The organism is Streptomyces sp. NPDC058872 (assembly GCF_042743065.1).
In the GTDB taxonomy this organism is placed as follows: Bacteria; Actinomycetota; Actinomycetes; order Streptomycetales; family Streptomycetaceae; genus Streptomyces.
In genome coordinates this window covers 1-23,394 of the sequence record NZ_JBHYMK010000088.1, presented here as the reverse complement: position 1 = coordinate 23,394, position 23,394 = coordinate 1, and the positions used below count along the sequence as shown (strand labels likewise).

The window sequence follows — 23,394 nt, the reverse complement described above, 5'->3', positions numbered from 1 at the left end:
CCGGGGGTGGGCCGGGGGGATCGGGCGGGGGTGCTGGTACCCCTGTGCGGGGGGCGGGACGGGCCCCGTGGCGTCCGGGCGGGTCCGATCACTCGGGACGGATCAGCTCCCTGGCGAAGCGCACGTCGTGCGCGACGTCCAGGTCGATCTCGCCGTACCCGGCGGACGGCCAGGCGGCCTGGTCGCCGATCCACGGCACGGTGACGGAACGGTACGTCGCCTTCCCGCACGGTGCGGCCTCGCCGACCGGACCCGGAAGGTCCCGGAACCGGTGCCGGGTCGGCCCGTACCGCAGGGGCAGCGTTCCGACCGGCTCGGCGTCGTCCCCGCCGTCGAGCGGGAAGAACACCAGCCAGGGGGCATCCGAGGTGTAGCTGTGGAGCAGCAGGTACCGCACCGTCCGCCCCGGCTCCTGGCGCGCGACCCTGGCCGTGCGCCAGGTGCGCCTCGCGGCGACCAGGAAGATCCCGGTCCACACCAGGGTGACCACCGGCAGGAAGACGATCCAGAAGGGCGCGTCGTCCGGGTACCCGAGCACGGTGTCCACGGCGAACGCGCTCATGGCGAGCACGCCGAGGTAGGGCAGCGTGTGCAGCGACCGGTGCAGTCCGCGCACCCGCCACCACGCGACCCGTCGGACGTCCGCCTCCGGGCGCAGGGTCGGCTCCTCCAGTCCGCGGTAGGCGGCCTGGCTGACCGCCGCCTCGGCCATCTCCCGGTAGGAGACCGGTACGGCCTCGTTCGTCATGTGCTCTCCCGCTCGTGCCTTGGAGTGGCCGGAGTCGTCGCCGAAGACCGGCACGGTCCAGGTGGAGTGGGTGCGCTGGGCGGTCGCGCCCGCCGGCTTGTTGAGGCCGAAGACGTACTTCCTGCCGTCGCCGGTGGTGACGGTCCAGTGCTCGCCGTTGTCGGCGCCGGTGGAGTGGACCACCTTCGAGGCGTCGTCGTCGGACAGTCGCCACGTGCCGGTGGCGGTGTCCTCCACCAGCTTCGAGGACCTGCCGTTCAGCACCAGGCCGGCGTTCTCGTACTTCCGGCACTGGTCGTACAGCCCGCTGTGGCCGTCCCGGTCGCAACTGCCGTAGGAGCGCTCGATGCAGGGCCTTCACCTTGCTGGGGCCCTGCCGCGGGGACGTCCCCGGACCGCGTCGGTCCGGGGACGGGGCTCCCGGAGGGCCGTCGGTGTCCGAGGGCCCTCCGGGGAGGGGGTCAGTCGCCGATGAACTCGGTGATCTGGCTCGACGAGGCCATGGCACCGGACCACATGCGCAGGTCCGTGAGGTGCACGGGCAGGTGGTGCTGCCAGGTGCCGCCGTCGAGCGCCTTGCCGACGGCGAACTCTCCGGTGCCGCTCACCGGGGTGAACGGGGCGCCGGCGCCCTGCTCGTTGTGGCCGAGGTACAGGCTGATCCTCGGCTCGCCCTCGTCGTCGGCCTCGAACACACCGGTGAGCCGGACGGCACTGTCGAGTTCGGCGGGTTCGCTCGACACCACCGAGGTGAGGGTGCCGTCGGCGTTCAGCCGTCCGAAGTGCCAGGTGCCGACGGGCACCGTGCGCTCCTCGAAGGTGGTCTCGTCGAGGATCGTCTCCTTGCCGGTCACCTTGAACCACAGGCCCCAGGAGGATCCGTCGGCGGTGCTCTGGCCGAGGAGCTGACCGGTGTAGCCGATGCTCTTGGACGCCAGTGCCGTGCCGTCGAGTTCGGCCAGGGCGGTCACGGTGAAGGACCCCAGGTCGTCCACCGGCGGCCCGGACGAGGTGCCCCCGTCGTCCGTGCCGTCCAGCACGATCTGGCCGTTGGAGACGGAGGCCCCGTTCGAGAGGGTCAGCGTGCGTCCGTAGCCGGAGGCGCTGTCCTCGATGGTGGTCGCACCCTCGACGGAGGGGGACCAGGCGGCCACCATCTCCGCGCCCGCGAAGCTCTCGGAGACGAGGAGCTTCGACTCCTCGGCGATTTCGCCGGCGGTCAGCGCCCGCTGCCAGACGGCCACCTCGTCGAGGGAGCCGGAGGTGGGGTCGGTGTACACGTCCGACCAGAAGACGCGGCCGATCTGGAGCGGGCCGGTCGCGGCCCAGGCCGTGGTGTAGGGCGTGGTGCCCTGGAGGCGGCCGTTGACGTAGAGAGCCACGGTCTTGGCCGTCGAGTCGTAGACGCCGGTCAGGTGGGTCCACACGTCCGGGACCGCCGGGGCCTCGGAGGACACCCGGCTGTAGGACCAACTTCCGTCCTTCGGGGCGTCGTTGTTGACGGCCCGGAAGCTCCACTTGCCGTTGTACTGCTCGTAGCCGAGGTAGAACGGGCTGCGGTGGGTGCCGTCCTGGCTGACGAAGGTGCGGTTGCGTCCCGCCTTGTCCATGCGGACCCAGGCGGAGACGGTGTAGGAGGAGCGGGTCTCCAGGACGGGTCCGGAGGTGGCCGCGTGGGCGCCGCTGCCGTCGAGGAAGAGGCCCTTGTCGGTGATGGGCGAGGACAGTTGCGAGCCGTCGGCGGCGTGGGTGATCTCTCCGCGCCGTCCGCGGTCGTCACGGCTGGCGGTGCCGCCCGGGGAGGCGTCGTGGCCGGAGCCGGTGGCGTCCAGTGCCGCGCCGGAGGACTCGTCGAAGTGCCAGCGCCCGATGGGTCCGGCTCCGGTGGCGACCAGGAAGTCCACCACGTTCTCCGCGCCCCAGCGGTTCAGCCCGTCCTTGGCCTGGACGTAGAGCCGGTGGGTGCCCGAGCGGTCCGGGGTGATCCGGGCGGTCACCGTGGAACCGGTCAGCGGTGTCCAGGCGGCCGCCTGGGAGAGCCGGTACTGGTAGGCCACGTTCGTGGTGTCGCCGTCCGCGGGGGAGAAGGAGAAGCTGCCCTGCACGCCCGGACCGCCCGCGCCCTGACAGGCGTTGGTGGTGCACTCGGTGTACGGCCCGCCGAAGGCGATCTTCGGCGCCTTCGGCGAGGTCGGGTCGACCTTGAAGTAGCACCAGCCGGTGGTGGAGGCGTTCGACGGGCCGGCCAGGTAGTCGGTGCCGTTGTCCTGGTACGAGCGGGTCCAGGCGCGGTAGCGGTAGAGCTTGCCCTCGGTCAGCGTCGACCACGTCAGCGTCTGGACGCTGTTGTCACCGACGAATCCGCTGCTCGGCCGTACTTCGCCGTTGCCCGGCGGGGTGTCGGACCAGGTGCCGTCGCTGTTCTTGTGGTCCAGGTCGTAGGCGATCCGCAGCTTGGCGCCGGACTCGCCGCCCGCCTTGGTCTGCGCGGTCGCCGTGAGCGCCGGGTTCGGGGAGGAGATGGTGGAGGGGGCGGACTCCTGCGTCGAGCACACCTGGCCGCTGCCGGCGATCAGGCCGATGTTGGTCGGCAGGTCCGGCAGCGCGACGTACTTGACGGCCAGCACGGCGTCGTTCTTGAAGCGCTTCCAGGCGGAGGTGTCGGACTCGTCGTGTGCCCGCAGCTCCAGGGTGAGCCGGGAGAACTTGCCCGCGGCGAAGTCCTTCACCGTCGGGGTGAGGTTCTCGTTGGTCTCCTCCGGGTTGTCGCGGAACTCGATCGGCGCGGCCGGCTGCGAGGGGCTGCACGCCGTGCCCCGGCCGGCCGAGACGTACCGGTCGACCATCCAGTCCAGTTCGGCGGGCCGCGAGGACCAGGTGGTGGAGGAGGAGATGTTGTTCGTGCGGACCAGGTCGACCCAGCGCGCGTCACAGGTGAACGACCAGGTCTCGGTCGCGCGGAACGTGGCGTCCAGGACCTGCTTGCCCTTCAGGCTGGCGGGCGAGAACTCGAAGTAGAGCTTCTGGACGTAGCCCGGACCGCAGTAGTAGCCGCTCCAGGTGCCGCACTTGCCGATGCCCTTGCCGCGGCCGTCGCTCTCGTTGTCCCAGCCGTAGGACCGGTAGCCGTCGGAGCGCAGCAGGGTGCGCTCGGCCTCGCCCCAGGTCACCGTCGGATCGATGTAGACGGGGTACTGCTCGGCGGAGGTCGTCCGGAAGAGTTCCGCGTCGGGGACGATGGAAACCGAGTCGTGGTCGACCCGGGTCTTCATCTCCTTGACGGTGTCGCCCTCGCCCGGCTGCTGCGAGCGGTCGACGTACGCCTCGCCGGAGTGGCGGCCCTTCGCTCCCGGGGCGGAGGGGCCGTCCGGGGCCGCGGCGGGGGCCGGTGCCGGGGCCAGGGCCGAGCGGAGCAGCGCCGGGCCGGCGGCGGCGTCGGCTGCCAGGCCTGCGGAGTTCCACATCTGCGGGGTGGGGGCGCGGAACACCGTGCGCCCCTGCTCGTCGGTGGCGGAGAGGGTGCCGCCCGGCGTGCTGTCGACGCTCAGGCCATCGGCCTTGAGCCCGTACTGGATCGTGCGGAGCTTCGGATTGCGCGCGGCTTCGGGGGTCTTGACCACCAGGATCTGGCGGAAGCCCTCCACGGTCGCCGTCATCTTGAGGTCCACGCCCGGCAGCACGTTCCGGTAGAGCGCGCTGGGCCCGTCCAGGGCGGGCGCGGGAAGCTTCCCGGGCCAGCCGAACCGGAGCGAGCGGCCCTCCTTGGAGATCTTCACCAGCCCGTCGCCGCTGCCGCCGCCGGAGAAGCCGATGTCGACGGCCGCGGCCTTCGGGGCCACCGTGCCGTCCGCCCTGCGGACCAGCGTGGCGTCCGGCTTCTGCCAGCCGCCGTCGGTGCCGGGCTTGGCCACGCGCACGGGCACGGAGGACTGTTCGAGCGTGAAGGAGAAGCCGTCCGGGTTGGCGTAGGTGGTGGCGCGTTCGGTGCGCTCGCCGACCACTTCCACCCGATGGCCGGTCTTCTGGGCTTCGGCGAGTGCCCGGTGTCCCTCCGTGGCACCGGCTCCGTCGGCCGCCACGGCGGGCGGAGCCGCCGTCACCAGTGTCGGCAGTCCTCCGATGAGGGCGGCGGCCACCATTCCGGTGAGCGCGCGTCTGCCGGTGTCGGAACTACTGCCACGTCGAAGACGTGGCCACCCCCTGGTCATTGAATTCCCCACAACTTTTTGATCGCTCAAAACGGATGCAAAGGAAATCCTCTTGATCAATGTCTGGGCAAGCGTGGCGAGATGTCGTGGGAAATCACTTGATAGCGCTTCTCGTCCACCGGGAAGTGCTTGATCCGTGAGCGGGGTGCGATGACGGTGAACGTTTGTTCCCTGTAAGGGAATTAACGATCCGTCATGTTCTGCCGGCCCTCTTGGGGGTTCCTGCCCCTCGGAGGCGGGTGGCGGGCGGAGGCGCTACGGGTTGTGATGGAAAGGTTATTTCGGCGCACGGTCGGGGTGGATTCCAAATCCTTGGATGACTGGTCGGCCTGCCGCGTCGGTGGGGGCGGCAGGCTGTTGCGGTGCGGGTGCGTGCCGCTCACTGCCTCAGCGGGGTGACGTCGCCCGTGTGGAAGCCCTTTGGCGCCTGCTTCACCTGGGAGGCGAGTTCGGCGGGGGCCGTCTTGCCGAGGTCGTCCCGGAGCTTGTCGTCGTGTCCCGCGGTGGGCCGCAGTGTCTTGCCGGTGACGACCACCCGTCCCTGGGAGCTGATCAGGGAGGGGTTGTTCTTGCCGTCGTGCAGGAAGTGGACGGCCTTGTCGCCCGGCTTCGTCCACTCCACTCCGTTGAAGAGGACCCCCTCGCCCTTGGCGTTCCCCTTGCCTTCGGCGGCCTCTGCGTGGACCTCGGGCTGGTCGCTCAGGTTGTTCGGGTCCGTTGCGGCGGTCCCGCTGCTGCCGTTGGAGCAGGCGGTCACGGTGACGGCCGGTGCCGCGAGCGCACCGGTCGCCCATGTCGAACGGGGGTTCGCGCGGAGTTCGTTCCGCGCCCGTGTCACCACGGGTCCCCCGTGCGTCGTGACGCGCTCCGGCGCGAGTGCGCCGCAGGCCTTCCATGGAGACATGGCGAACTCACGGCCAACCGCTGACGGCCGGATTGAACCGCACCCATGCGCGATTCGACTGAAGGGTTCGGGAGTTGACGGCGAGAGGGTCGCCTCGGGCGGCGGACTGGCCGGGGTGCGGCCGTGGGAGGCACCGGGCCTGGCGGTGTCGCCTTCAGCGTTCGGAGCGTCCGTCGGCCTGGAGGGCGGCGCGGAGGTAGCCCCGGGATCCGGAGAGCCGCTCGGCGGCCGTGGCGGCGTCGACGTCGGCGAGGATCATCAGGATCGCGTTCTTCACCTCGCCGCCGGCGGCGGCGAGCGCCGTCTCGATCTGCTCGTCCGGGGCTCCGGTGGCCAGGGCGACGATCCGTCGCGAGCGGGCCTGGAGCTTGTCGTTGGAGGCGCGGACGTCGACCATCAGGTTGCCGTAGGTCTTGCCCAGACGGATCATCGTGATGGTCGAGATCATGTTGAGGACCAGCTTCTGGGTGGTGCCGGCCTTGAGGCGGGTCGAGCCGGTGAGGAATTCGGGCCCCGGGACGACCTCGATGCCGTGTTCGGCGGCGGCGGCGAGCGCGCTGTTCGCGTTGCAGGAGAGGCCGATGGTCAGCGCGCCGTGCGCACGGGCGTGCTCGACTGCGCCGACGGCGTACGGGGTGCGGCCGGAGGCGGAGATGCCGACGACGGCGTCCTCGGCGGTGAGTCCGAGCGCGGTGAGGTCCGCCACCGCGAGCTCCTTGGAGTCTTCCGCGCCCTCGACCGACCGGACCAGGGCGGCGGGCCCGCCCGCGACGAGGCCGACCACCTGGGAGGGGTCGGTGTTGAAGGTGGGCGGGCACTCGCTGGCGTCGAGGACCCCGAGCCGTCCTGCGGTGCCGGCGCCCATGTAGACGAGGCGACCGCCGCGGGCCATGCGGGCGGCGACGGCGTCGATGGCCTCGGCGATGGCGGGGAGTTGGCGGGCGACGGCTTCGGGGACGGCGCGGTCCTCGCCGTTCATGGCGCGGGCGATGTCCAGGGTCGGGAGCTGGTCGATCTCGGCGAGCTCGGGGCGGAAGGCCTCGGTGGTGAGGGCGGCGAGTTCGGTGCGGAGCGCGGAGTACGAGTGGGACAAGGTGGCTCTTTCGGTGCGGCGGCGTCATCGGCGCCGGTGAACGGGTGGGTCAGCGGGTGCGGGGCGAGTGGCGGTGGGCGAGGGCTTCGTACGAGGCGGCGAGGGCCGGCGCCGCCGTCTCGTAGGTGCGCTGGGTGACACAGGTGAACAGGCAGTCCACGACGAGGAGTTGGCTGGTGCGGGACGACATGGCCGCAGGGCGCAGTTCGCTTTCGCGGGCGGTGGAGGTGGTCAGGACGTGGTCGGCGTACTGGGTGACGGGGCCGTCCGGGCGACCGGTGATCGCGACCGTGGTGGCCCCGTGTTCGAAGGCGACCCGGAGGGGTTCTATGACGTCGCCGGTGGAGCCGGAGTGGGTGATCGCGAGGGCGACGTCGCCCGCGCGCAGCTGCACGGCGTTGGTGACGGCGAGGTGCGGGTCGCTGTGGGCGTGCGCGACCAGACCGATGCGGAGCAGTTTCTGGCCGAGGTCCTGGGCGACGAGGCCGGAGGCGCCGACGCCGTAGATGTCGATGCGGCGGGCGGTGGCGAGGGCGGCGACGGCGGCGCCCAGCTGGACGGTGTCGAGTGCGGCGGCGGTGTCGGCGAGGGTTTGCTGCTCGTCGTGGGCGAGCTTGGCGACGACGTCGGCGATCGGGTCGTCGACCGAGATGTCGGCGGTGACGGACGGGGCGCGGCCGGACTGCTGCTGGGCGGCGAGGCCGGCGAGGGCGAGGCGCAGGTCGCGGTAGCCGGGGTAGCCGAGGAGGCGGGCGGTGCGCACGACGGTCGCCTCGCTGGTGCCGGTGAGTTCGGCGAGACCGGTGACCGTGAGGGCGGCGCAGCCGGCCGGGTCTCCGGCGACGGCCTCGGCGACCCGCTGCATGGAGCGGGTCATGGACGGGGCGAGCGTCCGCACCTTGGCGGCGAGGGCGGCGGGTGGCGGGACCTCCCGCGCCGGTGGGGACGAGGAGGAAGAGGGGGACGTCCCGCTGCTGAAACTTTCCTTCACATCATTGGTCACCTTCTGGAAGGTACTTTCGGAGCGAGGGGGCGACAAGACCGCGTCGCTGCCGGTGCCGGAGGGGGCGACCCCTTTTCCTTGTCGTGTGCGCGGCTCGGGTGACAATGAGTGCATGGACGACATCGACCCCGTGGAGCAGGCGCTGCACGCCGCTCGCGCGCTGGTACTGGCCGACCTGGTGGCCCGGGAGGTGGCCGCCGCAGAGGTCGTGTCGATGGTGGAGGACGCGGTGACCCACCGGCGCTGGTGGGTCGAGCAGTGGCCCGAAGGGGTGGCCTACGTCGCCGGGCTCGTCGCCCAGGACGTGCAGGACGCCCTGCTCGAACGGTACGGTCGCTGGCCGCTCTGCCCGGTCTGTTCCTCGGGCGACCCGCACGCCCTCGACGTGGAGCCGGAGCTCGGCCCGGACCCGCACTGGGTCTGTGGCAAGCAGGGCGTGGTGGTGGCCCCGGTGGGGGGCCTGGAGTGACGGAAGTACGCAGGTGAACGGACCGGAAGGACCCCGCGCGTGAGCCTCTACATCGACCCGCCGACCTGGCCGGGCCACGGCCGCATGTGGTCGCACCTGGTCAGCGACGTCTCCTTCGAGGAGCTGCACGCCTTCGCCGCTTCGATCGGCGCTCCGCCCCGCGCCTTCGAGCGGGACCACTACGACATCCCCTCCGACCGCTACGCGGACGCGGTGGCGGCCGGCGCGATCGAGGTCGGCTCGAAGGAGTTGCTCCGGCGCCTCACGGAGGCGGGGCTGCGGCGACCGAAAAGCCGGCCGGCGCCCTGATCCCGGCCGCCGGCTCCTGCGGACGTTCCCGCGGATGCTCGCCCGGGCGGCGTTCCGTGCGGCGTTCCGTGCGGCGTTCCCGTTGGCGTTCCGTGCGGCGGGGACCGGCGCGTCAGCGCAGTGCGGCGGCGACGGTCCGGGCGCACCCGATCGACTCGGTGTGCGTGGTGTCGACCTCCAGGTCGTACTGCACGCCCTCGTGCACCACCCGTGCCTGCTGCGCCGCCATCCCGACGGTGCGGTCACCCCGGGCGATCTCCCGCCCCGCGGCGACCGACTCCTCGCAGCGGACCCCGACCCAGAGCACGGGCAGGTCGCCGAGGGCCTCGCGCCAGCGTTGCTGGGAGGCGGATCCGCCGAGGAACACGTCGTCGACGATGATCCTGGCGCCGGCCCTGGCCATCGCCACGAGGCCTCCGGCCCAGGCGGCTTCGAGGGCCCGGAAGTCCGCTCCGACGTCCACTCCGCCGTCGGAGTCGAAGGAGATGCCCGCTTCGGAGTCCTGCATCGCCGCGGGCAGGGCGTCGACGAAGGAGTCGATGCCGAAGGCCAGCCACGGCTCCGGCAGGACGGTCTGGAGACACCGTACGAGTCCGGACTTCCCCGAGCTGGATCCGCCGTTGAGGATGATCATTCGCGTCAGCACCGTGCCAGCCTAGGCATCGGGCGGGGGCCCGGCAGTTGGTTTTCGGGCCGCTCAGCAGCGGGCTTCGGCGGGGCGTTCCTGCTTCTGTGCGGCCGGGCTCGACATCACCACGCGGGAGGGGGACCGGTGGAGCTTCAGCGACACCGCTGCCGCGGCCAGTCCGAGTGTCGTCATGGCGGCGCCGGCCCAGGCGGTGGAGGCGTAGCCGAGGCCGGCGTCGATGACGGTGCCGCCGAGCCAGGGGCCGCCGGTGTTGCCGAGGTTGAAGGCGGCGGTGGTGGTGGCTCCGGCGAGGGTGGGGGCGGCTCCGGCCACGTTGAACATCCGGGCGTTGAGGGCCGGGGCGGTGAAGAAGGCGGAGACGCCGAGGAGGAACGTCAGCAGGACGGTGACCACCGGATGGGGGGCGAGGAGCGCCAGGGCGGCCAGGAAGACGGTCGAACCGGCGATGCCGCTGAGCAGCACCCCGAAGAGGTGGGCGTCGGCGATGCGGCCACCGAGCGTGGTGCCGACCAGGGCGCCGATGCCGAAGAGGCCGAGGACGGCCGACACCCAGCCCCCGTCGAGGCCGGAGACGTCGGTGAGGAGCGGGGAGAGGTAGGAGAAGGCGCAGAAGACGCCGCCCGCCGCGAGCGCGGTCACCGTGATCGAGAGGAGGACCTGGCGGTCCCGGTAGATGGTCAGCTCCTGCCGGAGGCGGGGCTTGGCCTCGGGACGGGGGATGTGCGGGATGCGGGTGGCCACGCCGACGAGTGCGATCGCGGAGGCGGCGCCGACCGCCCAGAACGCCGAGCGCCAGCCGAGGTGCTCGCCGAGGAAGGCGCCGGCCGGGACGCCGAGGACGTTGGCGATGGACAGACCGCCGATCATGACGGCCATCGCCTTGGCGCGGGCGCCGACGGGGACCATGGCGATGGCGACGGCGGCGCCGACCGCCCAGAAGCCGGCGCAGGCGAGCGCGCTCACCACGCGGGAGGCGAAGAGCACCAGGTAGTTCGGGGCCAGGGCGCCTGCGACCTGGCCGAGGCCGAAGACGGTGATGAGGGTGATCAGGGTCGTCTTCCGGGGGAGCCGGAGCGTTGCGACGGCGAGCAGGGGTGCGCCGATGACCATGCCGATCGCGAAGGCGGAGATGAGCAGTCCGGCGCGGGGGATGGAGACGTTCATGTCCTGCGCGATGGGCGGCAGCAGCCCGGAGAGCATGAATTCGCTCGTGCCGAGCGCGAAGACGGAGAGCCCGAGGACGTAGACGGCCAGCGGCATGCGGGCGGGAGTCGCGGTGGTGGAAGTGGGGTCGGAGGAGGGCGCGACGGACTCGGCGCGGGAAGGCGGCATGACATGGCCAACCCGTGCTTTGTTCCTGTCATTCCTCCCGGGGCGGGCGTCTCGCGATGCGGGACGGCCTCCCGGTCGACCGTTCCGGGGCAGCCGGGGCAGCCGGGGCAGCCGGGGCAGCCGGGGACGCCGTGGTGCTCGTGCTCCGCGTCGAGGACGTCGACGGCGGCTTCGCCCACTGCCTGGAGCACGGCGGGACGTCCGTCGCCGCCCCGGCCGACCGGCCCGAGTGGGGGCCGAACCTGCGCAGCGCCCGTCTCCGCGATCCGGAGGGGCGCTTGGTCGAGCTCCGGTCCTCCTGAGGGCTACGACCGGGGTTCGGGGGCCGGTGCGGTGAGCTCGGCCAGTTCCCGTTCCAGGTTCTCGCGGGCCTGTTCCTCCCAGGCCGCCGCCCCGTAGGGGGTGCGGAAGAGGCGGGGGAGGTCGAGGAGGTGGCGGAGGATCGCGGCGCGGCCCTCGCGGAAGGCGGCTTCGGGGACGAAGGCGTACTCCTCGCGCACGGCCGCCGTATACCCCCGATAGGTATCCGGGGCGGTGGCCAGGATCGCGAGGTCGGCGTCGCAGAGGGTCTCGCCGTTCAGGTCGCCGGCGGCCGGGTCGTGGCTGGTGGTGAGGCGGACGAGGCGGGCCACCTCGGTCACCTCGTGCGGGGTGAGGCCCGCCTCGGTGAGGGCCTTTTCGGCCAGCAGTGCGGAGCGCTCCTCGTTCTCGGAGCGGTCCGGGCGGTAGACCGCGTCGTGGAACCAGGCGGCGAGCCGCACGAGCTCCAGCTCCCCGCCCTCCCCGCCCTGATCGGCGAGCTCGTCGATGCGGTCGAGGACGGCCCGGAGGTGCGTGACCGTGTGGTAGCGGCGCTGCGGCTCGGACCAGCGGGACAGGAGCTTCCGGCCGTACGGGGTGGGGTCGGGGCCCTCGCGTCCGGCGCGGGCGGCGAGGAGGGTGGAGTTCCAGCGCAGCAGGAGGTCCCGGTCGCCTCCGTCCCCGCCGGCGGCGGGTTCCGTGTCGTGGGCCGTTCCTGTGGCGGTCTCCTCCCCGGAGGTGCGTCCGCCCTCTCCGGAGGTGTGTCCGCCCTCCGCGGCGGGCCCCGTCGGGTGCTCGCGCCCGGCCTCGGCGGTGGGTTCGTACTCGCGGTCTTCCTCGGCGGTCATGGGGGCATTCTGCCCGGCCGGCCGTGCGGAGGGAGTGCTTCCCACGCGCCCCCATCTCACCCTTACATACCCCCCATGGGTATGCTACGGTGCTCCGCGAAGGTACCCCCTAGGGGTATGCCCGGGGTGTGCTCCGGGGCCGTTGCGAGCGAAGGGTCAGGGCAATGTCAACCGTCAATCCCCGGCGCTGGTGGGCACTTGTCGTGCTCGCCGCCGCCCAGTTCATGGTCATCATGGACACCTCGATCATCGGGGTCGCGCTCCCCGAGATGCAGAAGGACCTGGGCTTCACCCAGGGCGAGCTCCAGTGGGTCTTCAACGCCTACGTGATCGTCTTCGGCGGCCTGCTGCTCCTCGGCGGACGCCTCTCCGACCTCATCGGAGCCCGGAAGGTCTTCGTCACCGGTTGGGTCGTCATGATCGCCGGCTCGGTGCTCGCCGCGGCGGCCCAGACCGCCTGGGTCGAGATCGCCGGCCGCGCCGTCCAGGGCGTCGGCGGCGCGCTGATCGCGCCCTCCGCGATGACCCTGCTGATGATGCTCTTCATGCACGACCCGAAGGAGCTCGGCAAGGCGATGGCGCTGTACGGTGCCGCCGCTCCGGCCGGCGGCACCGCCGGCGTCTTCCTCGGTGGCGTCTTCACCCAGTGGGCGGCCTGGCAGTGGGTCTTCATCATCTACATCCCGATCGGCCTCGCGACCCTCGCCGCGACCAAGCTCCTCCCGGACGTCGAGTCCCGTCGCGGCTCCGTCGACGTCCTCGGTGCCGTCGCCGTCACCGCCGGTCTCGCGCTCGCCGTCTTCGCGGTCGTCCGTGCCCCCGAGGTCGGCTGGAGCTCCGCCGGCACCGTCCTGGAACTGGTCGGCGCGGCCCTGCTCCTGGTGCTGTTCTTCGTGATCCAGAAGAACGTCCGGGAGCCGCTCATGCCGCTCGGCGTCTGGCGGGTCCCGCGCCTCGGTTCGGCCAACCTGGCGATGACGCTGCTCGGTGCCGCCTGGATCCCGATGTGGTACTTCCTCAACCTGTACCTCCAGCAGGTCCTGGGCTACGGCGCCTTCGCCTCCGGCGCCGCGCTCCTCCCGATGACCGTGCTCCTCATGATCTTCATGACGGCCATCACCGCCCGTCTGATGGCCAAGGTCGGCGCCAAGCCGCTCATCGGCACCGGTCTGCTCGTCCTCGCCGCCGGTCTGGTGTGGCTCGCCGCCGTGCCGCCCACCGGAACCTTCCTGATCGACGTCCTGCCGGCCTCGCTGGTCGCCGCGCTCGGCATGTCCCTCGCCTACATCCCGGCGATGATCGCGGCCATGTCCGGCGCCCCGCAGGAGCAGGCCGGTCTCGCCTCCGGCATCGTCAACACCACCTACAACGTCGGCTCCGCGCTCGGCCTCGCCGCGCTGACCGCCGTCGCCATGTCACAGGGCGCCGACCAGCTCGGCAACCTGCCGAAGCTGACCGACGGCTTCTCGGCCGCCTTCATCGGCGCCGCGATCGTCGCCGCCGTCGGCGGTGTCGTCACCCTCCTCGTCATGAAGGGCGACAAGGCGGTCGCGGCCGAGGCCGCCGCTCCCGCCCCCCAGGGCGAGAAGGTCTCCGCCTGACCCCCGCCCCGAAGGGGCCGCCCGATGTCCGCCCCGGACGTCGGGCGGCCCCTTTTCCGCATCCGGACGCCCCCGTCCGCCCGGGGTCCCGGGGCGCTCCGCCCCGGGACCCCGGGTCCGTCGCAGAAGCAGGAAGGAACGTCGTGGAGCTGAACACCCGTGCCGTGCACATCGTCAACGAGCCCTGGCCGAGCGGGAGCCGGCCGCTCTCCGTGCCGCTCGTGCAGTCCTCCGCCTTCGCCTTCGACTCCGCCGCCGAGCTGGCCGCGGCCATGGCCGACCCCGACGGGCGGTACGTCTACAGCCGCCGCGGCAACCCGACCGTGCGGGCCCTGGAGCAGACCCTCGCGGGCCTGGAGGGAGGGCAGGGTGCCATCGCCTTCGCCTCCGGGATGGGTGCGGTCAGCGGGGTGCTGCTCGCCCTGCTGCGGCCCGGTGACCGGGTGGTGGCCCAGCGCTGCCTGTACGGCGGCACCCATGCCGTGCTCTCGGACCTGGCCGAACGGTACGGGATCGAGGTCGTCCGGATATCCGGCGACGATCCGGCCGAGTTCGAGGCCGCCGCCGCGCACCCCGCCGCCCGGCTCCTGGTCCTGGAGACGATCGCCAATCCCACCGGGCAGGTGGCGGACCTGCCGGGGCTGCTCGCCGCCGCCCGGACCCTCGGGGTGACGAGCCTGGTCGACAACTCGCTGGCCTCGCCCGTGCTGTGCCGCCCGCTGGAGTTCGGCGCGGACGTGGTCGTGCACTCCACCACCAAGTACCTCTCCGGACACTCGGACGTCCTCGGCGGCGTCGCCGTCTTCGCGGACGACGGGCTGCGTCGCCGGGTGTGGCCCCGCACGGTGGAGCTCGGGGCCTGTGCCGACCCGTTCGCGGCCTGGCTGACCCTGCGCGGGGTGCCGACGCTGCCGCTGAGGATGCGCGAGCACTGCGCCAACGCCCTCGCCCTCGCCGAACTCCTCTCCTCCCACCGGGCGGTGGCGGCCGTGCACCACCCCTGGCGCGTGGACCACCCCTCGTACGGCACCGCCCGGAAGGTGCTGTCCGGTGGCGGCGGACTGCTCTCCTTCGAGCTGCTCGGGGGGCGGGAGGCGGGGCGGGCGTTCATCGAGCGGGTGCGGCTCGCGAAGCTCGCGCTCTCGCTCGGCGGCGTGGAGACGCTCGTCGCGCATCCGGCGTCCACCTCCCACCGGGAGCTGGGCGCGGAGGCCCTGGCGGCGGCGGGGATCGCTCCCGGGCTGGTGCGGATGTCCGTGGGCATCGAGTCCGTCCACGACCTCTGGTCCGACTTCGAACAGGCCCTTTCCTGAAGGTGGTTGACCCTTCTTTTGGGTTGACAAAATAAATGAGTGATTCGTAGATTGGGTGATGCCAGGAAACGTTGACTCCAAGGTCAAGGGGGGCGCACGATGCGCTACTTCGAGGACTTCCGACCCGGCGACGTCCATGAGTTGGGCACCGTCACCGTCACGGCGGAGGAGGTGCTGGAGTTCGGCAGGCGCTTCGACCCGCAGCCCTTCCACGCGGACCCCGAGCTCGCGCAGGACTCCCCGTTCGGAGGGCTGATCGCGAGCGGGTTCCACACCCAGGCGATGTTCATGCGCCGCTACGTCGACGGACTCCTCGCCTACAGCGCCTGCTCGGGCTCGCCCGGCATCGACGAGGTCCGCTACCTCCGCCCGGTCCGCCCGGGCGACGTCCTCACCGCCCGCGTCGAGGTCCTCGCCGCCACCCCGTCGCCGTTCAACACCGCCACCGGCACCGTCAAGCCGCGGTGCACGCTCGTGGCCGCCGACGGGACGGCCGTGTTCAGCATGATCCTGCACAGCATCTTCCGCCGGCGCCCCGCCGACGCCGAGGCCGACCACCTGTCGTCGGTGCCCGCGGCCGAGGACCCCGTCGCCTGCGCGCGACCGGCCAAGAGCTGTGTCCCGGCCATGACCGCCTGACGAGCCGTCCCTTCGTCGGGCCCTGCACACGGCCGTCCGAATCTCCGCAACCAAGTGAAGGGGGACCTCCTGTGGAGGCCGTATCCCGCACCGCCCAGTGGACCGCCGCCGCGCGCGCCCTGGAGACCGAGCGCGAGGACCGGCTGTTCGCCGATCCGCACGCGCGCACCGTCGCCGACGAGATCGGCTTCGAACTGCTCGCGCGCTACGACGGCGGCGGCATCGTGCCGTTCCTCGCCATCCGCACCACCTACCTCGACCGGGCCGTCGTGAAGGCGGTGGAGGAGCGCGGCATCCGCCAGGTCGTCTTCCTCGCCGCCGGCATGGACACCCGCTTCTTCCGGCTGCCCTGGCCCGACGGCGTCACCGTCTACGAGCTCGACCGCCCGGCCCTCCTGGAGACCAAGGCCGAGATGCTCAAGGACGAGCCGCAGCCCACCGGCCGCACCCGCGTCACCGTCCCGGTCGACCTCACCCAGGACTGGACCGGTCCGCTGAAGGAAGCGGGCTGGAAGAGCGAGGAACCCGTCCTGTGGGTGGTCGAGGGCCTGCTGTTCTTCCTGCCCGAACGGGCCGTTCGCACCCTCATCTCGACCCTCTCGGCCCATGCCGCGCCCGGCTCGGTGCTGCTCGGCGACGTCATCTCCAGGGCCGCCCTGGAGAACCCGCTCGCCCGCACCTTCATGGCCGCCCTCAAGGAGGACGGCAACCCGTGGCTCTTCGGCACCGAGGAGCCCGAGGCGCTGCTCGCCGACTGCGGCTGGGCCGTGCGGGAGGTCAAGCAGCCCGGTGAACCGGGTGCCGACTTCGACCGCTGGCCCTACCCGGTCCCGGCGCGCTCCGTCCCGCGCGTCCCCCGCTCCTTCCTGTTCACCTGCGAGCTGCCCGCCCACGAGGAGGAGAAGGCCGCATGAGCGCCCAGGAATTCCACCAGAAGGTCATCACCGACGCCGGCGCGGCCGTCCGCGGACTGACCGTGGCGCTCGGCGAGCGCCTCGGGCTCTACCGGGCCCTCGCCGAGCACGGTCCGCTCACCTCGGCGCAGCTCGCCGAGCGGACCGGCACGAACGGGCGGTACGTCGAGGAGTGGCTGCACGCCCAGCTCTCCGCCGGATACGTCGAGCGGCACCCCAGCTCCCTGACGTACACCCTGCCCGCCGACCACGTCGAGGTCCTCGCCGACCCGAAGGCGGTGACCTACGCGGCGGGCTTCTTCACCGCCCTCAAGGCGCTGTACGCCACCGAGGACCTGCTCGTCGACGCCTACCGCACCGGCGACGGCGTCGGCTGGGCCGAGCACGACGCGGCCCTCGACACCGGCATGGGCTCCTTCTTCCAGCCCACCTACGAGCACAAGCTCGTCCCGGACTGGCTGCCGGCCCTCCACGAGGTGACCGACAAGCTCGCCGCCGGCGGCACGGTCGCCGACGTCGGCTGCGGCGTCGGCCACACCACCCTGCTGATCGCCCGGGCCTTCCCGAACGCCACCGTCCACGGCTTCGACTACTCGGAGGAGGCCATCTCGATCGCCCGCGGGCTCGCCGAGGAGGCGGGCCTCTCCGACCGGGTCGTCTTCGAGGTCGCCTCCGCCGACGACTACCCGGGCGGCGGCTACGACCTGGTCTGCTTCTTCAACGCCCTGCACGACATGGGCGACCCGGTCGCCGCCGCCCAGCACGTCCACAAGTCCCTGGACGCGGACGGCACCTGGATGCTCGTCGAGTCGAACGTCTCCCCGCAGGACGTCGACGCCCAGACCCCCGCCGCCCGCATGTTCATGGCCCTGTCCGCCGTGATGTGCCTGCCGGTCGCGGTCGCGCAGCGCGGCCCCCACGCCCTCGGCAACCACTCCGGCGAGAAGGCCTTCCGGGCCATCGCCGAGGAGGCCGGCTTCACCCGCTGGCGGCGCGCCACCGAGACCCCAGTCAACGCGGTCTACGAAGTCCGCCCGTAACCCCACCGTCAGCGAGCGAGGAGCGAGAACATGGGCGTCGCCACCCCCCTGCCCGTCACCGACCGGTTCATGGAGGTCCTGGAGCGGCTGAGCGAGCGTTCCGTCGAGGACTACTACAACCCGTACCAGACCTTCCAGTGGCCCGAGACCCTGGAGGAGGACCGCTTCTGGATGACTCCGGAGCTGCTCACCGTCTACGGCACCGAGCACTACGACAACCTCGGTGAGGAAACGCTTCAGCGCCTCTCGAAGTGGGAGTCCGTCAACTTCTACAGCCTCAATGTGCACGGCATCCGCGAGCTCCTCATCGAGGTCGTCGGCCGCATCCACATGCCCGGCTTCGAAGTGCCCTCGGACTTCTTCCACCACTTCATCGGCGAGGAGAACGAACACATGTGGTTCTTCTCCGAGTTCTGCCGGCGCTACGGCCAGAAGATCTACGGCTCCACCGCCATGCGCGCCGACGCCGCCTGGGAACCCGAGGTCGAGAACTTCCTGGTCTTCACCCGCATCCTCTTCTTCGAGGAGCTCGTCGACCACTACAACTCCCGGATGGCGAAGGACCCTTCGCTCTGCCACACCATCCGCGAGGTCAACCGCATCCACCACCAGGACGAGTCCCGGCACATCGCCTTCGGTCGCGAACTGGTCTCCCTGCTCCACCAGCGGATGCGCCAGGCCGTGAGCGCCGAGCGGGTCCGCGAGGTGGAGGCGTACCTCAAGCGGTACGTCGTCTACAGCGTCAACTCCCTCTACAACCCCCACGTCTACCGCGACGCCGGCATCCCCGACCCGCTGGCCCTGCGCAACGCCCTGGTCGCCGACGAGCGCCGCCGGCCCCACGAGCGCAAGGCGATCCGCAAGCCGCTCGCCTTCTTCCTGAAGACCGGGATCTTCTCCGACGACGTCCTGCCCGTCGTCTGAGCCCCCAGGAACCTCCCTACCGAGAGGTGCACCGACCATGACCGTGACGACCCCCGCGACCGTCGGGGACGCCAGGGGCGAGACGCGGGGCGACCACCCGGGCGCCACCCGTGGCCTGCCCTCGCTCGGCCCGGAGGGGACCCGCCTGCTGCGGCTCCTCGACGACACCTTCGAGGGCTGGGGCGTGACCGCGGGCGCCCGCCCGATGACCATGCCCCCGCTGCTCCCGGCCGCCGACCTGGCCGAGCTCGACTACTACGACAACTTCCCCCACCAGGCCGTCGTCGCCGCCCCGCTCGACCTGGAGCGCCGTGCGACCACGCCCTTCGACGCCGACACCGGCCGCTTCCCGGCCGAGGCGCTCGAACCGGCCGCCCTCGGACTGCCCTCCGCCTCCTGCTACGCGGTCTACCTCGACCACCGGGGCACCCGGGTCGCCGACGACGCGCTCGTGACGATCTGCTCCTGGTGCTTCCGCAAGGAGACCCACTACGAGGGTATGCGCCGCCAACTCGGCTTCCGGATGCGGGAGGTCGTCGCCCTCGGTGCGCGCCAGCACGCCGAGGACCACCTGGCCGACTTCACGCGCCGGATCCAGGCCTTCGCAGCGGCGCTCGACCTGCCGCTGCGCAAGGAGGCCGCCTGCGACCCCTTCTTCGACCGGGGCAGCTCGAAGGCGGTCCTCCAGCGGCTCACCCCGGTGAAGTACGAGTTCCTCCACGAGGACCTGGCGATCGCCTCGGTCAACACGCACCGGAACTTCTTCGGCGACCGCTGTGACATCACCCTGGCCTCGACCGGCGGACCGGCCTTCACCAGCTGCGTCGCCTTCGGCCTGGAGCGCTGGCTGTCCGCGCTGACCCGCCGCCACGGCGGCTGGGAGGCCGCCACCCGCGCGGTCCTCGACGCGAACGCCCGGCTGCGGGCCGAAACCGGCGCCCCGGTGCCGGCCGGTGCGAGTGGCGCGGCCGGGCCGGTGATCTGACGTGCCGGCCCGTCCCGCCGCCCCGCCGGCGGGCGGCCTGGGGTGGGCGAACCTCGGCATGGACATCGTGTCCGTCAACCGTGTCCGCAGGCTCCTCGCCCAGTACGGGGAGCGGTTCTTCGAGCGGATGCTCACCCCCGGCGAGCTCGCCGACTGCCGCACCTCCTCCGGGCTCGACGTCCTGAGCCTGTGCGGGCGGATCGCGGCCAAGGAAGCGGCCTTCAAGACCCTGCGGGTCCGGGGCAGGTTCCTGCCGTGGCCGGACATCGTGGTGCGCCGCTCCGAGGGCGGCTGGCCGCTCGTGGAGCTGCACCGGACCGCCGCCGAAATGGCCGCCGAGTCCGGCATCACCGAGATCACCGTGTCGATCAGCCACGACGTGGACTACGCGGTGGCCGTGGCCGCCCCGATCGTCGCCCCCACCCCTTCCCCATCCAGCAATGCGACCGAGCAGTAGCGAAAAGGAGAGCAACCATGGCCGACGGCCTGCAGACGGTGAAGAACTGGATCCTGGAGCGCCACCCCGAGCGCACCGACATCGCCCCGGACCTCGACCTGATCGAGAACCGGCTCATCGACTCGCTGTCCTTCGTCGAGTTCGTCTTCCTCCTGGAGCAGGAGAGCGGCACCCCCATCCAGATGGAGACCCTGGAGGTCGACTCCATCCGCACCCTCGGCGCCATCGAGCGGCACTTCTTCGCGGCGCAGGTGGAGGTGGGCCGGGCATGAGCCGTCGCCTCTTCACCTCGGAGTCCGTGACCGAGGGACACCCCGACAAGATCGCCGACCGGATCAGCGACACCGTCCTCGACGCCCTGCTCGCCGAGGACCCGTCCTCGCGGGTCGCGGTGGAGACCCTGATCACCACGGGACTCGTGCACATCGCCGGCGAGGTCACCACCAGGGCGTACGCGCCGATCGCCCAGCTGGTGCGCGAGGCCGTCCTCGACATCGGCTACGACTCCTCCGCGAAGGGCTTCGACGGCGCCTCCTGCGGCGTGTCGGTGTCCATCGGGGCCCAGTCGCCGGACATCGCCCAGGGCGTCGACACGGCCTACGAGTCCCGGGTCGAGGGCACGGACGACGAACTGGCCGCCCAGGGCGCCGGCGACCAGGGGCTGATGTTCGGCTACGCCTGTGACGACACCGCCGAACTGATGCCGCTGCCGATCGCCCTGGCCCACCGTCTGTCGCGGCGGCTGACCGAGGTCCGCAAGGACGGCACCCTGCCGTACCTGAGACCGGACGGCAAGACGCAGGTCACCATCGAGTACGACGGGGACCGCCCGGTCCGCCTCGACACGGTGGTGGTCTCCTCGCAGCACGCGGCGGACATCTCCGTCGAGGGACTGCTCGCCCCGGACGTCCGCGAGTACGTCGTCGAGCACGTGCTGAAGCAGCTCGTCGAGGAGGGCGTCGCCCTGGAGTCCGACGGCTACCGGTTGCTGGTCAACCCGACCGGCCGCTTCGAGGTCGGCGGCCCGATGGGCGACGCCGGCCTGACCGGTCGCAAGATCATCATCGACACCTACGGCGGCATGGCCCGCCACGGCGGCGGCGCGTTCTCCGGCAAGGACCCCTCCAAGGTCGACCGCTCGGCCGCCTACGCGATGCGCTGGGTCGCCAAGAACGTCGTCGCGGCCGGTCTCGCCAAGCGCTGCGAGGTGCAGGTCGCCTACGCGATCGGCAAGGCGGAACCGGTCGGGCTCTTCGTCGAGACCTTCGGCACGGGCACGCTGCCGGACGAGCGGATCCAGGAGGCCGTCGGCGAGGTCTTCGACCTGCGGCCCGCGGCGATCATCCGCGACCTGGACCTCAAGCGGCCGATCTACGCGGCGACGGCCGCCTACGGCCACTTCGGCCGTGAGCGGCCCGAGTTCACCTGGGAGCGGACGGATCGCGTGGAGGCCCTGCAGAAGGCCGCCCGACAGGGCGAAGGGGCCTGAGGACCATGCGCATCGCTGTCACGGGATCCATCGCGACCGACCATCTGATGACCTTCCCCGGCTGGTTCGGCGAACAGCTCATCGCCGACCGGCTCGACCGGGTCTCCCTGTCGTTCCTCGCCGACGACCTGGAGGTCAGGCGCGGTGGAGTGGCAGCGAACATCGCCTTCGGACTCGGTGTCCTCGGCCTGCGCCCGACCCTGGTGGGCGCGGTCGGGGCGGACTTCGAACCGTACCGGGTCTGGCTGAAGGACCACGGCGTGGACACCGACTCGGTGCGGGTCAGCGAGTCGCTCCACACTGCCCGCTTCGTCTGCACCACCGACCGGGCCCAGAACCAGATCGCCACCTTCTACGCGGGGGCGATGGCCGAGGCGCGCGAGATCGACCTCAGGGACGTCATCGCGCGCACCGGCCGGCTGGAGCTGGTCCTGGTCTCCCCGGACGACCCTGGGGCCATGCTCCGGCACACCCGCACCTGCCGCGAGCTGGGCGTCCCCTTCGCCGCCGATCCGTCGCAGCAGCTGGCGCGGCTCGACGGGCGCCAGGTGCGGGAGCTGGTGGACGGCGCCCGGTTCCTGTTCACCAACGAGTACGAGACGGCACTGCTGCTGGAGAAGTCGGGCTGGTCGGAGGCGGAGGTGCTGCGCCGGGTCACCACCTGGGTCACCACCCACGGCGGGGCCGGCGTCCGGATCCGCGGCGAGGGCCGGGAGCAGCTCGCCGTGCCCGCGGTCCCGGTGCCGGCGGTCATCGATCCGACCGGCGTCGGCGACGCCTTCCGGGCCGGCTTCCTCGCGGGGACGCTCTGGGGCGTGCCGGAGCGGTGCGCGGCACAACTGGGCTGCGCGATCGCGGCCACCGTCCTCGACTACGTGGGGACGCAGGAGTACCCGCTCTACCGGGACGTCCTCCTGGACCGGATCAGGACCACCTACGGCGTCGGCTGCACGGCGACGCTCGTCTCCCATCTGAGGGGGCTGACATGAGGCGTTCCCTGCGGGACGAGTTCGCGACGCGGGTCGTCGTCGCCGACGGGGCGATGGGCACGATGCTCCAGGCCGCCGACCCCTCGATGGAGGACTTCCGGAACCTGGAGGGCTGCAACGAGGTCCTCAACCTCACCCGCCCCGACCTCGTCGCCTCCGTCCACGACGCGTACTTCTCGGTGGGCGTGGACTGCGTGGAGACCAACACCTTCGGGGCGAACCTGGCCGCGCTCGCCGAGTACGGCATCGAGCACCAGGTGTACGAGCTGTCCGAGGCCGGCGCCCGGATCGCCCGCGGTGCGGCGGACGCGCACACGGCCGTCGACGGGCGCCCCCGCTGGGTCCTCGGCTCCATGGGGCCGGGGACGAAGCTGCCGACCCTCGGCCACATCGCGTACGAGCCGCTGCGGGAGGCCTTCCAACAGAACGCGGAGGGCCTGATCAGGGGCGGTGCGGACGCCCTGCTCATCGAGACCTCGCAGGACCTGCTCCAGACCAAGGCGGCCGTGGTCGGCGCCCGTCGCGCGCTGGACTGGGTCGGCGTGGACCTGCCGCTGATCGTGCAGGTCACGGTGGAGACGACCGGCACGATGCTGTTGGGGTCGGAGATCGGTGCGGCGCTGACGGCGTTGGAGCCGCTCGGGATCGACATGATCGGCCTGAACTGCGCGACCGGTCCGGCCGAGATGAGCGAACACCTGCGCCACCTCTCCCGGCACGCCCGGATCCCGATCTCCGTCATGCCGAACGCGGGCCTGCCGGTGTTGACCTCCGACGGGGCCCACTACCCGCTGTCGCCGACCGAACTGGCCGATGCCCAGGAGCAGTTCGTACGGGAATATGGTCCGTCCCTGGTCGGCGGCTGCTGCGGCACGACCCCCGCGCACCTGCGCGAGATCGTGGAGCGGGTGCGGGGCGCGGCCGTGCCGGACCGGCGCCCGGTGTCGGAGCCGGGGGCCTCCTCCCTCTACGGACACGTCCCGTTCCGTCAGGACACCTCGTATCTGGCGATCGGTGAGCGGACCAACGCCAATGGGTCGAGGAAGTTCCGTGAGGCCATGTTGGAGGGCCGTTGGGACGACTGTGTGGAGATGGCGCGGGATCAGATCCGTGAGGGTGCGCACATGCTCGATCTGTGTGTGGACTATGTGGGTCGTGACGGGGTGGCGGACATGGAGGA

Annotated in this window: 23 protein-coding genes; 15 read left to right on the top strand and 8 right to left on the bottom strand. The window is 71.8% G+C overall.

Annotated features, from left to right (window positions below):
• Nucleotides 1–88: 88 nt before the first annotated feature.
• The 5 genes from ACFW22_RS33480 to ACFW22_RS33460 form a co-directional block, all read right to left on the bottom strand.
• Entirely contained in the window at nt 89–1,012 is a 924-nt protein-coding gene (locus ACFW22_RS33480) for a hypothetical protein (protein ID WP_386412040.1), read from the bottom strand.
• Nucleotides 1,013–1,209: 197 nt separating this feature from the next.
• Nucleotides 1,210–4,887: a LamG domain-containing protein gene (locus ACFW22_RS33475; protein ID WP_386412038.1), complete on the bottom strand. Its 3,678-nt coding sequence runs from the start codon at nt 4,885–4,887 to the stop codon at nt 1,210–1,212.
• Nucleotides 4,888–5,335: 448 nt separating this feature from the next.
• Nucleotides 5,336–5,860, bottom strand: a complete 525-nt coding sequence (locus ACFW22_RS33470; RefSeq protein ID WP_386412036.1) for a hypothetical protein — start codon at nt 5,858–5,860, stop codon at nt 5,336–5,338.
• 154 nt (nt 5,861–6,014) lie between these two features.
• Nucleotides 6,015–6,953 (bottom strand): N-acetylmuramic acid 6-phosphate etherase, encoded by a 939-nt coding sequence (gene murQ / locus ACFW22_RS33465; protein ID WP_386412034.1) that lies wholly within the window; start codon nt 6,951–6,953, stop codon nt 6,015–6,017.
• A gap of 49 nt (nt 6,954–7,002) precedes the next feature.
• Nucleotides 7,003–7,956: a MurR/RpiR family transcriptional regulator gene (locus tag ACFW22_RS33460; protein WP_386412032.1), complete on the bottom strand. Its 954-nt coding sequence runs from the start codon at nt 7,954–7,956 to the stop codon at nt 7,003–7,005.
• 112 nt (nt 7,957–8,068) lie between these two features.
• Here ACFW22_RS33460 and ACFW22_RS33455 point away from each other — a divergent pair, with 112 nt between their 5' ends.
• Complete coding sequence (locus ACFW22_RS33455) at nt 8,069–8,425, top strand: hypothetical protein (protein WP_386412030.1); 357 nt, start codon at nt 8,069–8,071, stop codon at nt 8,423–8,425.
• Between the two features lie 39 nt (nt 8,426–8,464).
• Nucleotides 8,465–8,734: a DUF4031 domain-containing protein gene (locus ACFW22_RS33450; protein WP_386412028.1), complete on the top strand. Its 270-nt coding sequence runs from the start codon at nt 8,465–8,467 to the stop codon at nt 8,732–8,734.
• Between the two features lie 112 nt (nt 8,735–8,846).
• Here ACFW22_RS33450 and cpt read toward each other — a convergent pair whose 3' ends face one another.
• Both cpt and ACFW22_RS33440 read right to left on the bottom strand, forming a co-directional pair.
• On the bottom strand, nt 8,847–9,368 hold the full coding sequence (gene cpt / locus ACFW22_RS33445) for a chloramphenicol phosphotransferase CPT (RefSeq protein WP_386412044.1): 522 nt from the start codon (nt 9,366–9,368) through the stop codon (nt 8,847–8,849).
• A 63-nt stretch (nt 9,369–9,431) separates the two neighbouring features.
• A complete protein-coding gene (locus tag ACFW22_RS33440; RefSeq protein WP_386412042.1) occupies nt 9,432–10,643 on the bottom strand; it encodes a Cmx/CmrA family chloramphenicol efflux MFS transporter in 1,212 nt (403 codons plus the stop codon).
• 203 nt (nt 10,644–10,846) lie between these two features.
• Between ACFW22_RS33440 and ACFW22_RS33435 the strand changes: the two genes are divergently transcribed.
• Nucleotides 10,847–11,017, top strand: a complete 171-nt coding sequence (locus ACFW22_RS33435; protein WP_386412026.1) for a VOC family protein — start codon at nt 10,847–10,849, stop codon at nt 11,015–11,017.
• 3 nt (nt 11,018–11,020) lie between these two features.
• Here ACFW22_RS33435 and ACFW22_RS33430 read toward each other — a convergent pair whose 3' ends face one another.
• Nucleotides 11,021–11,863 carry a hypothetical protein gene (locus ACFW22_RS33430; protein WP_386412024.1) on the bottom strand — a complete coding sequence of 281 codons (843 nt, stop codon included), beginning with the start codon at nt 11,861–11,863 and terminating at the stop codon, nt 11,021–11,023.
• A 164-nt stretch (nt 11,864–12,027) separates the two neighbouring features.
• Between ACFW22_RS33430 and ACFW22_RS33425 the strand changes: the two genes are divergently transcribed.
• From ACFW22_RS33425 to ACFW22_RS33370, 12 genes are all read left to right on the top strand, one after another.
• Nucleotides 12,028–13,464, top strand: a complete 1,437-nt coding sequence (locus ACFW22_RS33425) for an MFS transporter (protein ID WP_386412022.1) — start codon at nt 12,028–12,030, stop codon at nt 13,462–13,464.
• 143 nt (nt 13,465–13,607) lie between these two features.
• On the top strand, nt 13,608–14,777 hold the full coding sequence (locus ACFW22_RS33420) for a trans-sulfuration enzyme family protein (protein WP_386412020.1): 1,170 nt from the start codon (nt 13,608–13,610) through the stop codon (nt 14,775–14,777).
• A 99-nt stretch (nt 14,778–14,876) separates the two neighbouring features.
• Nucleotides 14,877–15,416: a MaoC family dehydratase gene (locus tag ACFW22_RS33415; protein WP_386412018.1), complete on the top strand. Its 540-nt coding sequence runs from the start codon at nt 14,877–14,879 to the stop codon at nt 15,414–15,416.
• Between the two features lie 71 nt (nt 15,417–15,487).
• The gene (locus ACFW22_RS33410) at nt 15,488–16,330 is read left to right on the top strand and encodes a class I SAM-dependent methyltransferase (protein ID WP_386412016.1); all 843 of its coding nucleotides are present in this window, start codon (nt 15,488–15,490) and stop codon (nt 16,328–16,330) included.
• On the top strand, nt 16,327–17,370 hold the full coding sequence (locus ACFW22_RS33405; RefSeq protein ID WP_386412014.1) for a methyltransferase domain-containing protein: 1,044 nt from the start codon (nt 16,327–16,329) through the stop codon (nt 17,368–17,370). The genes ACFW22_RS33410 and ACFW22_RS33405 overlap by 4 nt, the downstream gene beginning before the upstream one ends.
• A 30-nt stretch (nt 17,371–17,400) precedes the next feature.
• The gene (locus ACFW22_RS33400; protein ID WP_386412012.1) at nt 17,401–18,294 is read left to right on the top strand and encodes a diiron oxygenase; all 894 of its coding nucleotides are present in this window, start codon (nt 17,401–17,403) and stop codon (nt 18,292–18,294) included.
• A gap of 37 nt (nt 18,295–18,331) precedes the next feature.
• Entirely contained in the window at nt 18,332–19,279 is a 948-nt protein-coding gene (locus tag ACFW22_RS33395; RefSeq protein ID WP_386412010.1) for a hypothetical protein, read from the top strand.
• 1 nt (nt 19,280) lies between these two features.
• Nucleotides 19,281–19,736 carry a holo-ACP synthase gene (acpS, locus tag ACFW22_RS33390; protein ID WP_384876908.1) on the top strand — a complete coding sequence of 152 codons (456 nt, stop codon included), beginning with the start codon at nt 19,281–19,283 and terminating at the stop codon, nt 19,734–19,736.
• A gap of 17 nt (nt 19,737–19,753) precedes the next feature.
• Nucleotides 19,754–20,008, top strand: a complete 255-nt coding sequence (locus ACFW22_RS33385) for a phosphopantetheine-binding protein (protein ID WP_386412008.1) — start codon at nt 19,754–19,756, stop codon at nt 20,006–20,008.
• Nucleotides 20,005–21,225 carry a methionine adenosyltransferase gene (gene metK / locus ACFW22_RS33380; protein ID WP_386412006.1) on the top strand — a complete coding sequence of 407 codons (1,221 nt, stop codon included), beginning with the start codon at nt 20,005–20,007 and terminating at the stop codon, nt 21,223–21,225. The genes ACFW22_RS33385 and metK overlap by 4 nt, the downstream gene beginning before the upstream one ends.
• 5 nt (nt 21,226–21,230) lie before the next feature.
• Nucleotides 21,231–22,214 (top strand): carbohydrate kinase family protein, encoded by a 984-nt coding sequence (locus ACFW22_RS33375; RefSeq protein WP_386412004.1) that lies wholly within the window; start codon nt 21,231–21,233, stop codon nt 22,212–22,214.
• Nucleotides 22,211–23,394 (top strand): homocysteine S-methyltransferase family protein (locus tag ACFW22_RS33370; RefSeq protein WP_386412002.1); only part of this gene is annotated, 1,184 nt, incomplete at its 3' end. The genes ACFW22_RS33375 and ACFW22_RS33370, both read left to right, overlap by 4 nt.

What these genes read in the sequence shown, in the direction of transcription:
- ACFW22_RS33475 (WP_386412038.1), bottom strand. Translation starts at nt 4,887, where the DNA reads ATGGTGGCCGCCGCCCTCATCGGAGGACTGCCGACACTGGTGACGGCG.
- ACFW22_RS33470 (WP_386412036.1), bottom strand. Translation starts at nt 5,860, where the DNA reads ATGTCTCCATGGAAGGCCTGCGGCGCACTCGCGCCGGAGCGCGTCACG.
- ACFW22_RS33455 (WP_386412030.1), top strand. Translation starts at nt 8,069, where the DNA reads ATGGACGACATCGACCCCGTGGAGCAGGCGCTGCACGCCGCTCGCGCG.
- cpt (WP_386412044.1), bottom strand. Translation starts at nt 9,368, where the DNA reads ATGATCATCCTCAACGGCGGATCCAGCTCGGGGAAGTCCGGACTCGTA.
- ACFW22_RS33440 (WP_386412042.1), bottom strand. Translation starts at nt 10,643, where the DNA reads ATGCCGCTGGCCGTCTACGTCCTCGGGCTCTCCGTCTTCGCGCTCGGC.
- ACFW22_RS33430 (WP_386412024.1), bottom strand. Translation starts at nt 11,863, where the DNA reads ATGACCGCCGAGGAAGACCGCGAGTACGAACCCACCGCCGAGGCCGGG.
- ACFW22_RS33425 (WP_386412022.1), top strand. Translation starts at nt 12,028, where the DNA reads ATGTCAACCGTCAATCCCCGGCGCTGGTGGGCACTTGTCGTGCTCGCC.
- ACFW22_RS33415 (WP_386412018.1), top strand. Translation starts at nt 14,877, where the DNA reads ATGCGCTACTTCGAGGACTTCCGACCCGGCGACGTCCATGAGTTGGGC.
- ACFW22_RS33405 (WP_386412014.1), top strand. Translation starts at nt 16,327, where the DNA reads ATGAGCGCCCAGGAATTCCACCAGAAGGTCATCACCGACGCCGGCGCG.
- ACFW22_RS33400 (WP_386412012.1), top strand. Translation starts at nt 17,401, where the DNA reads ATGGGCGTCGCCACCCCCCTGCCCGTCACCGACCGGTTCATGGAGGTC.
- ACFW22_RS33395 (WP_386412010.1), top strand. Translation starts at nt 18,332, where the DNA reads ATGACCGTGACGACCCCCGCGACCGTCGGGGACGCCAGGGGCGAGACG.
- ACFW22_RS33385 (WP_386412008.1), top strand. Translation starts at nt 19,754, where the DNA reads ATGGCCGACGGCCTGCAGACGGTGAAGAACTGGATCCTGGAGCGCCAC.
- metK (WP_386412006.1), top strand. Translation starts at nt 20,005, where the DNA reads ATGAGCCGTCGCCTCTTCACCTCGGAGTCCGTGACCGAGGGACACCCC.
- ACFW22_RS33375 (WP_386412004.1), top strand. Translation starts at nt 21,231, where the DNA reads ATGCGCATCGCTGTCACGGGATCCATCGCGACCGACCATCTGATGACC.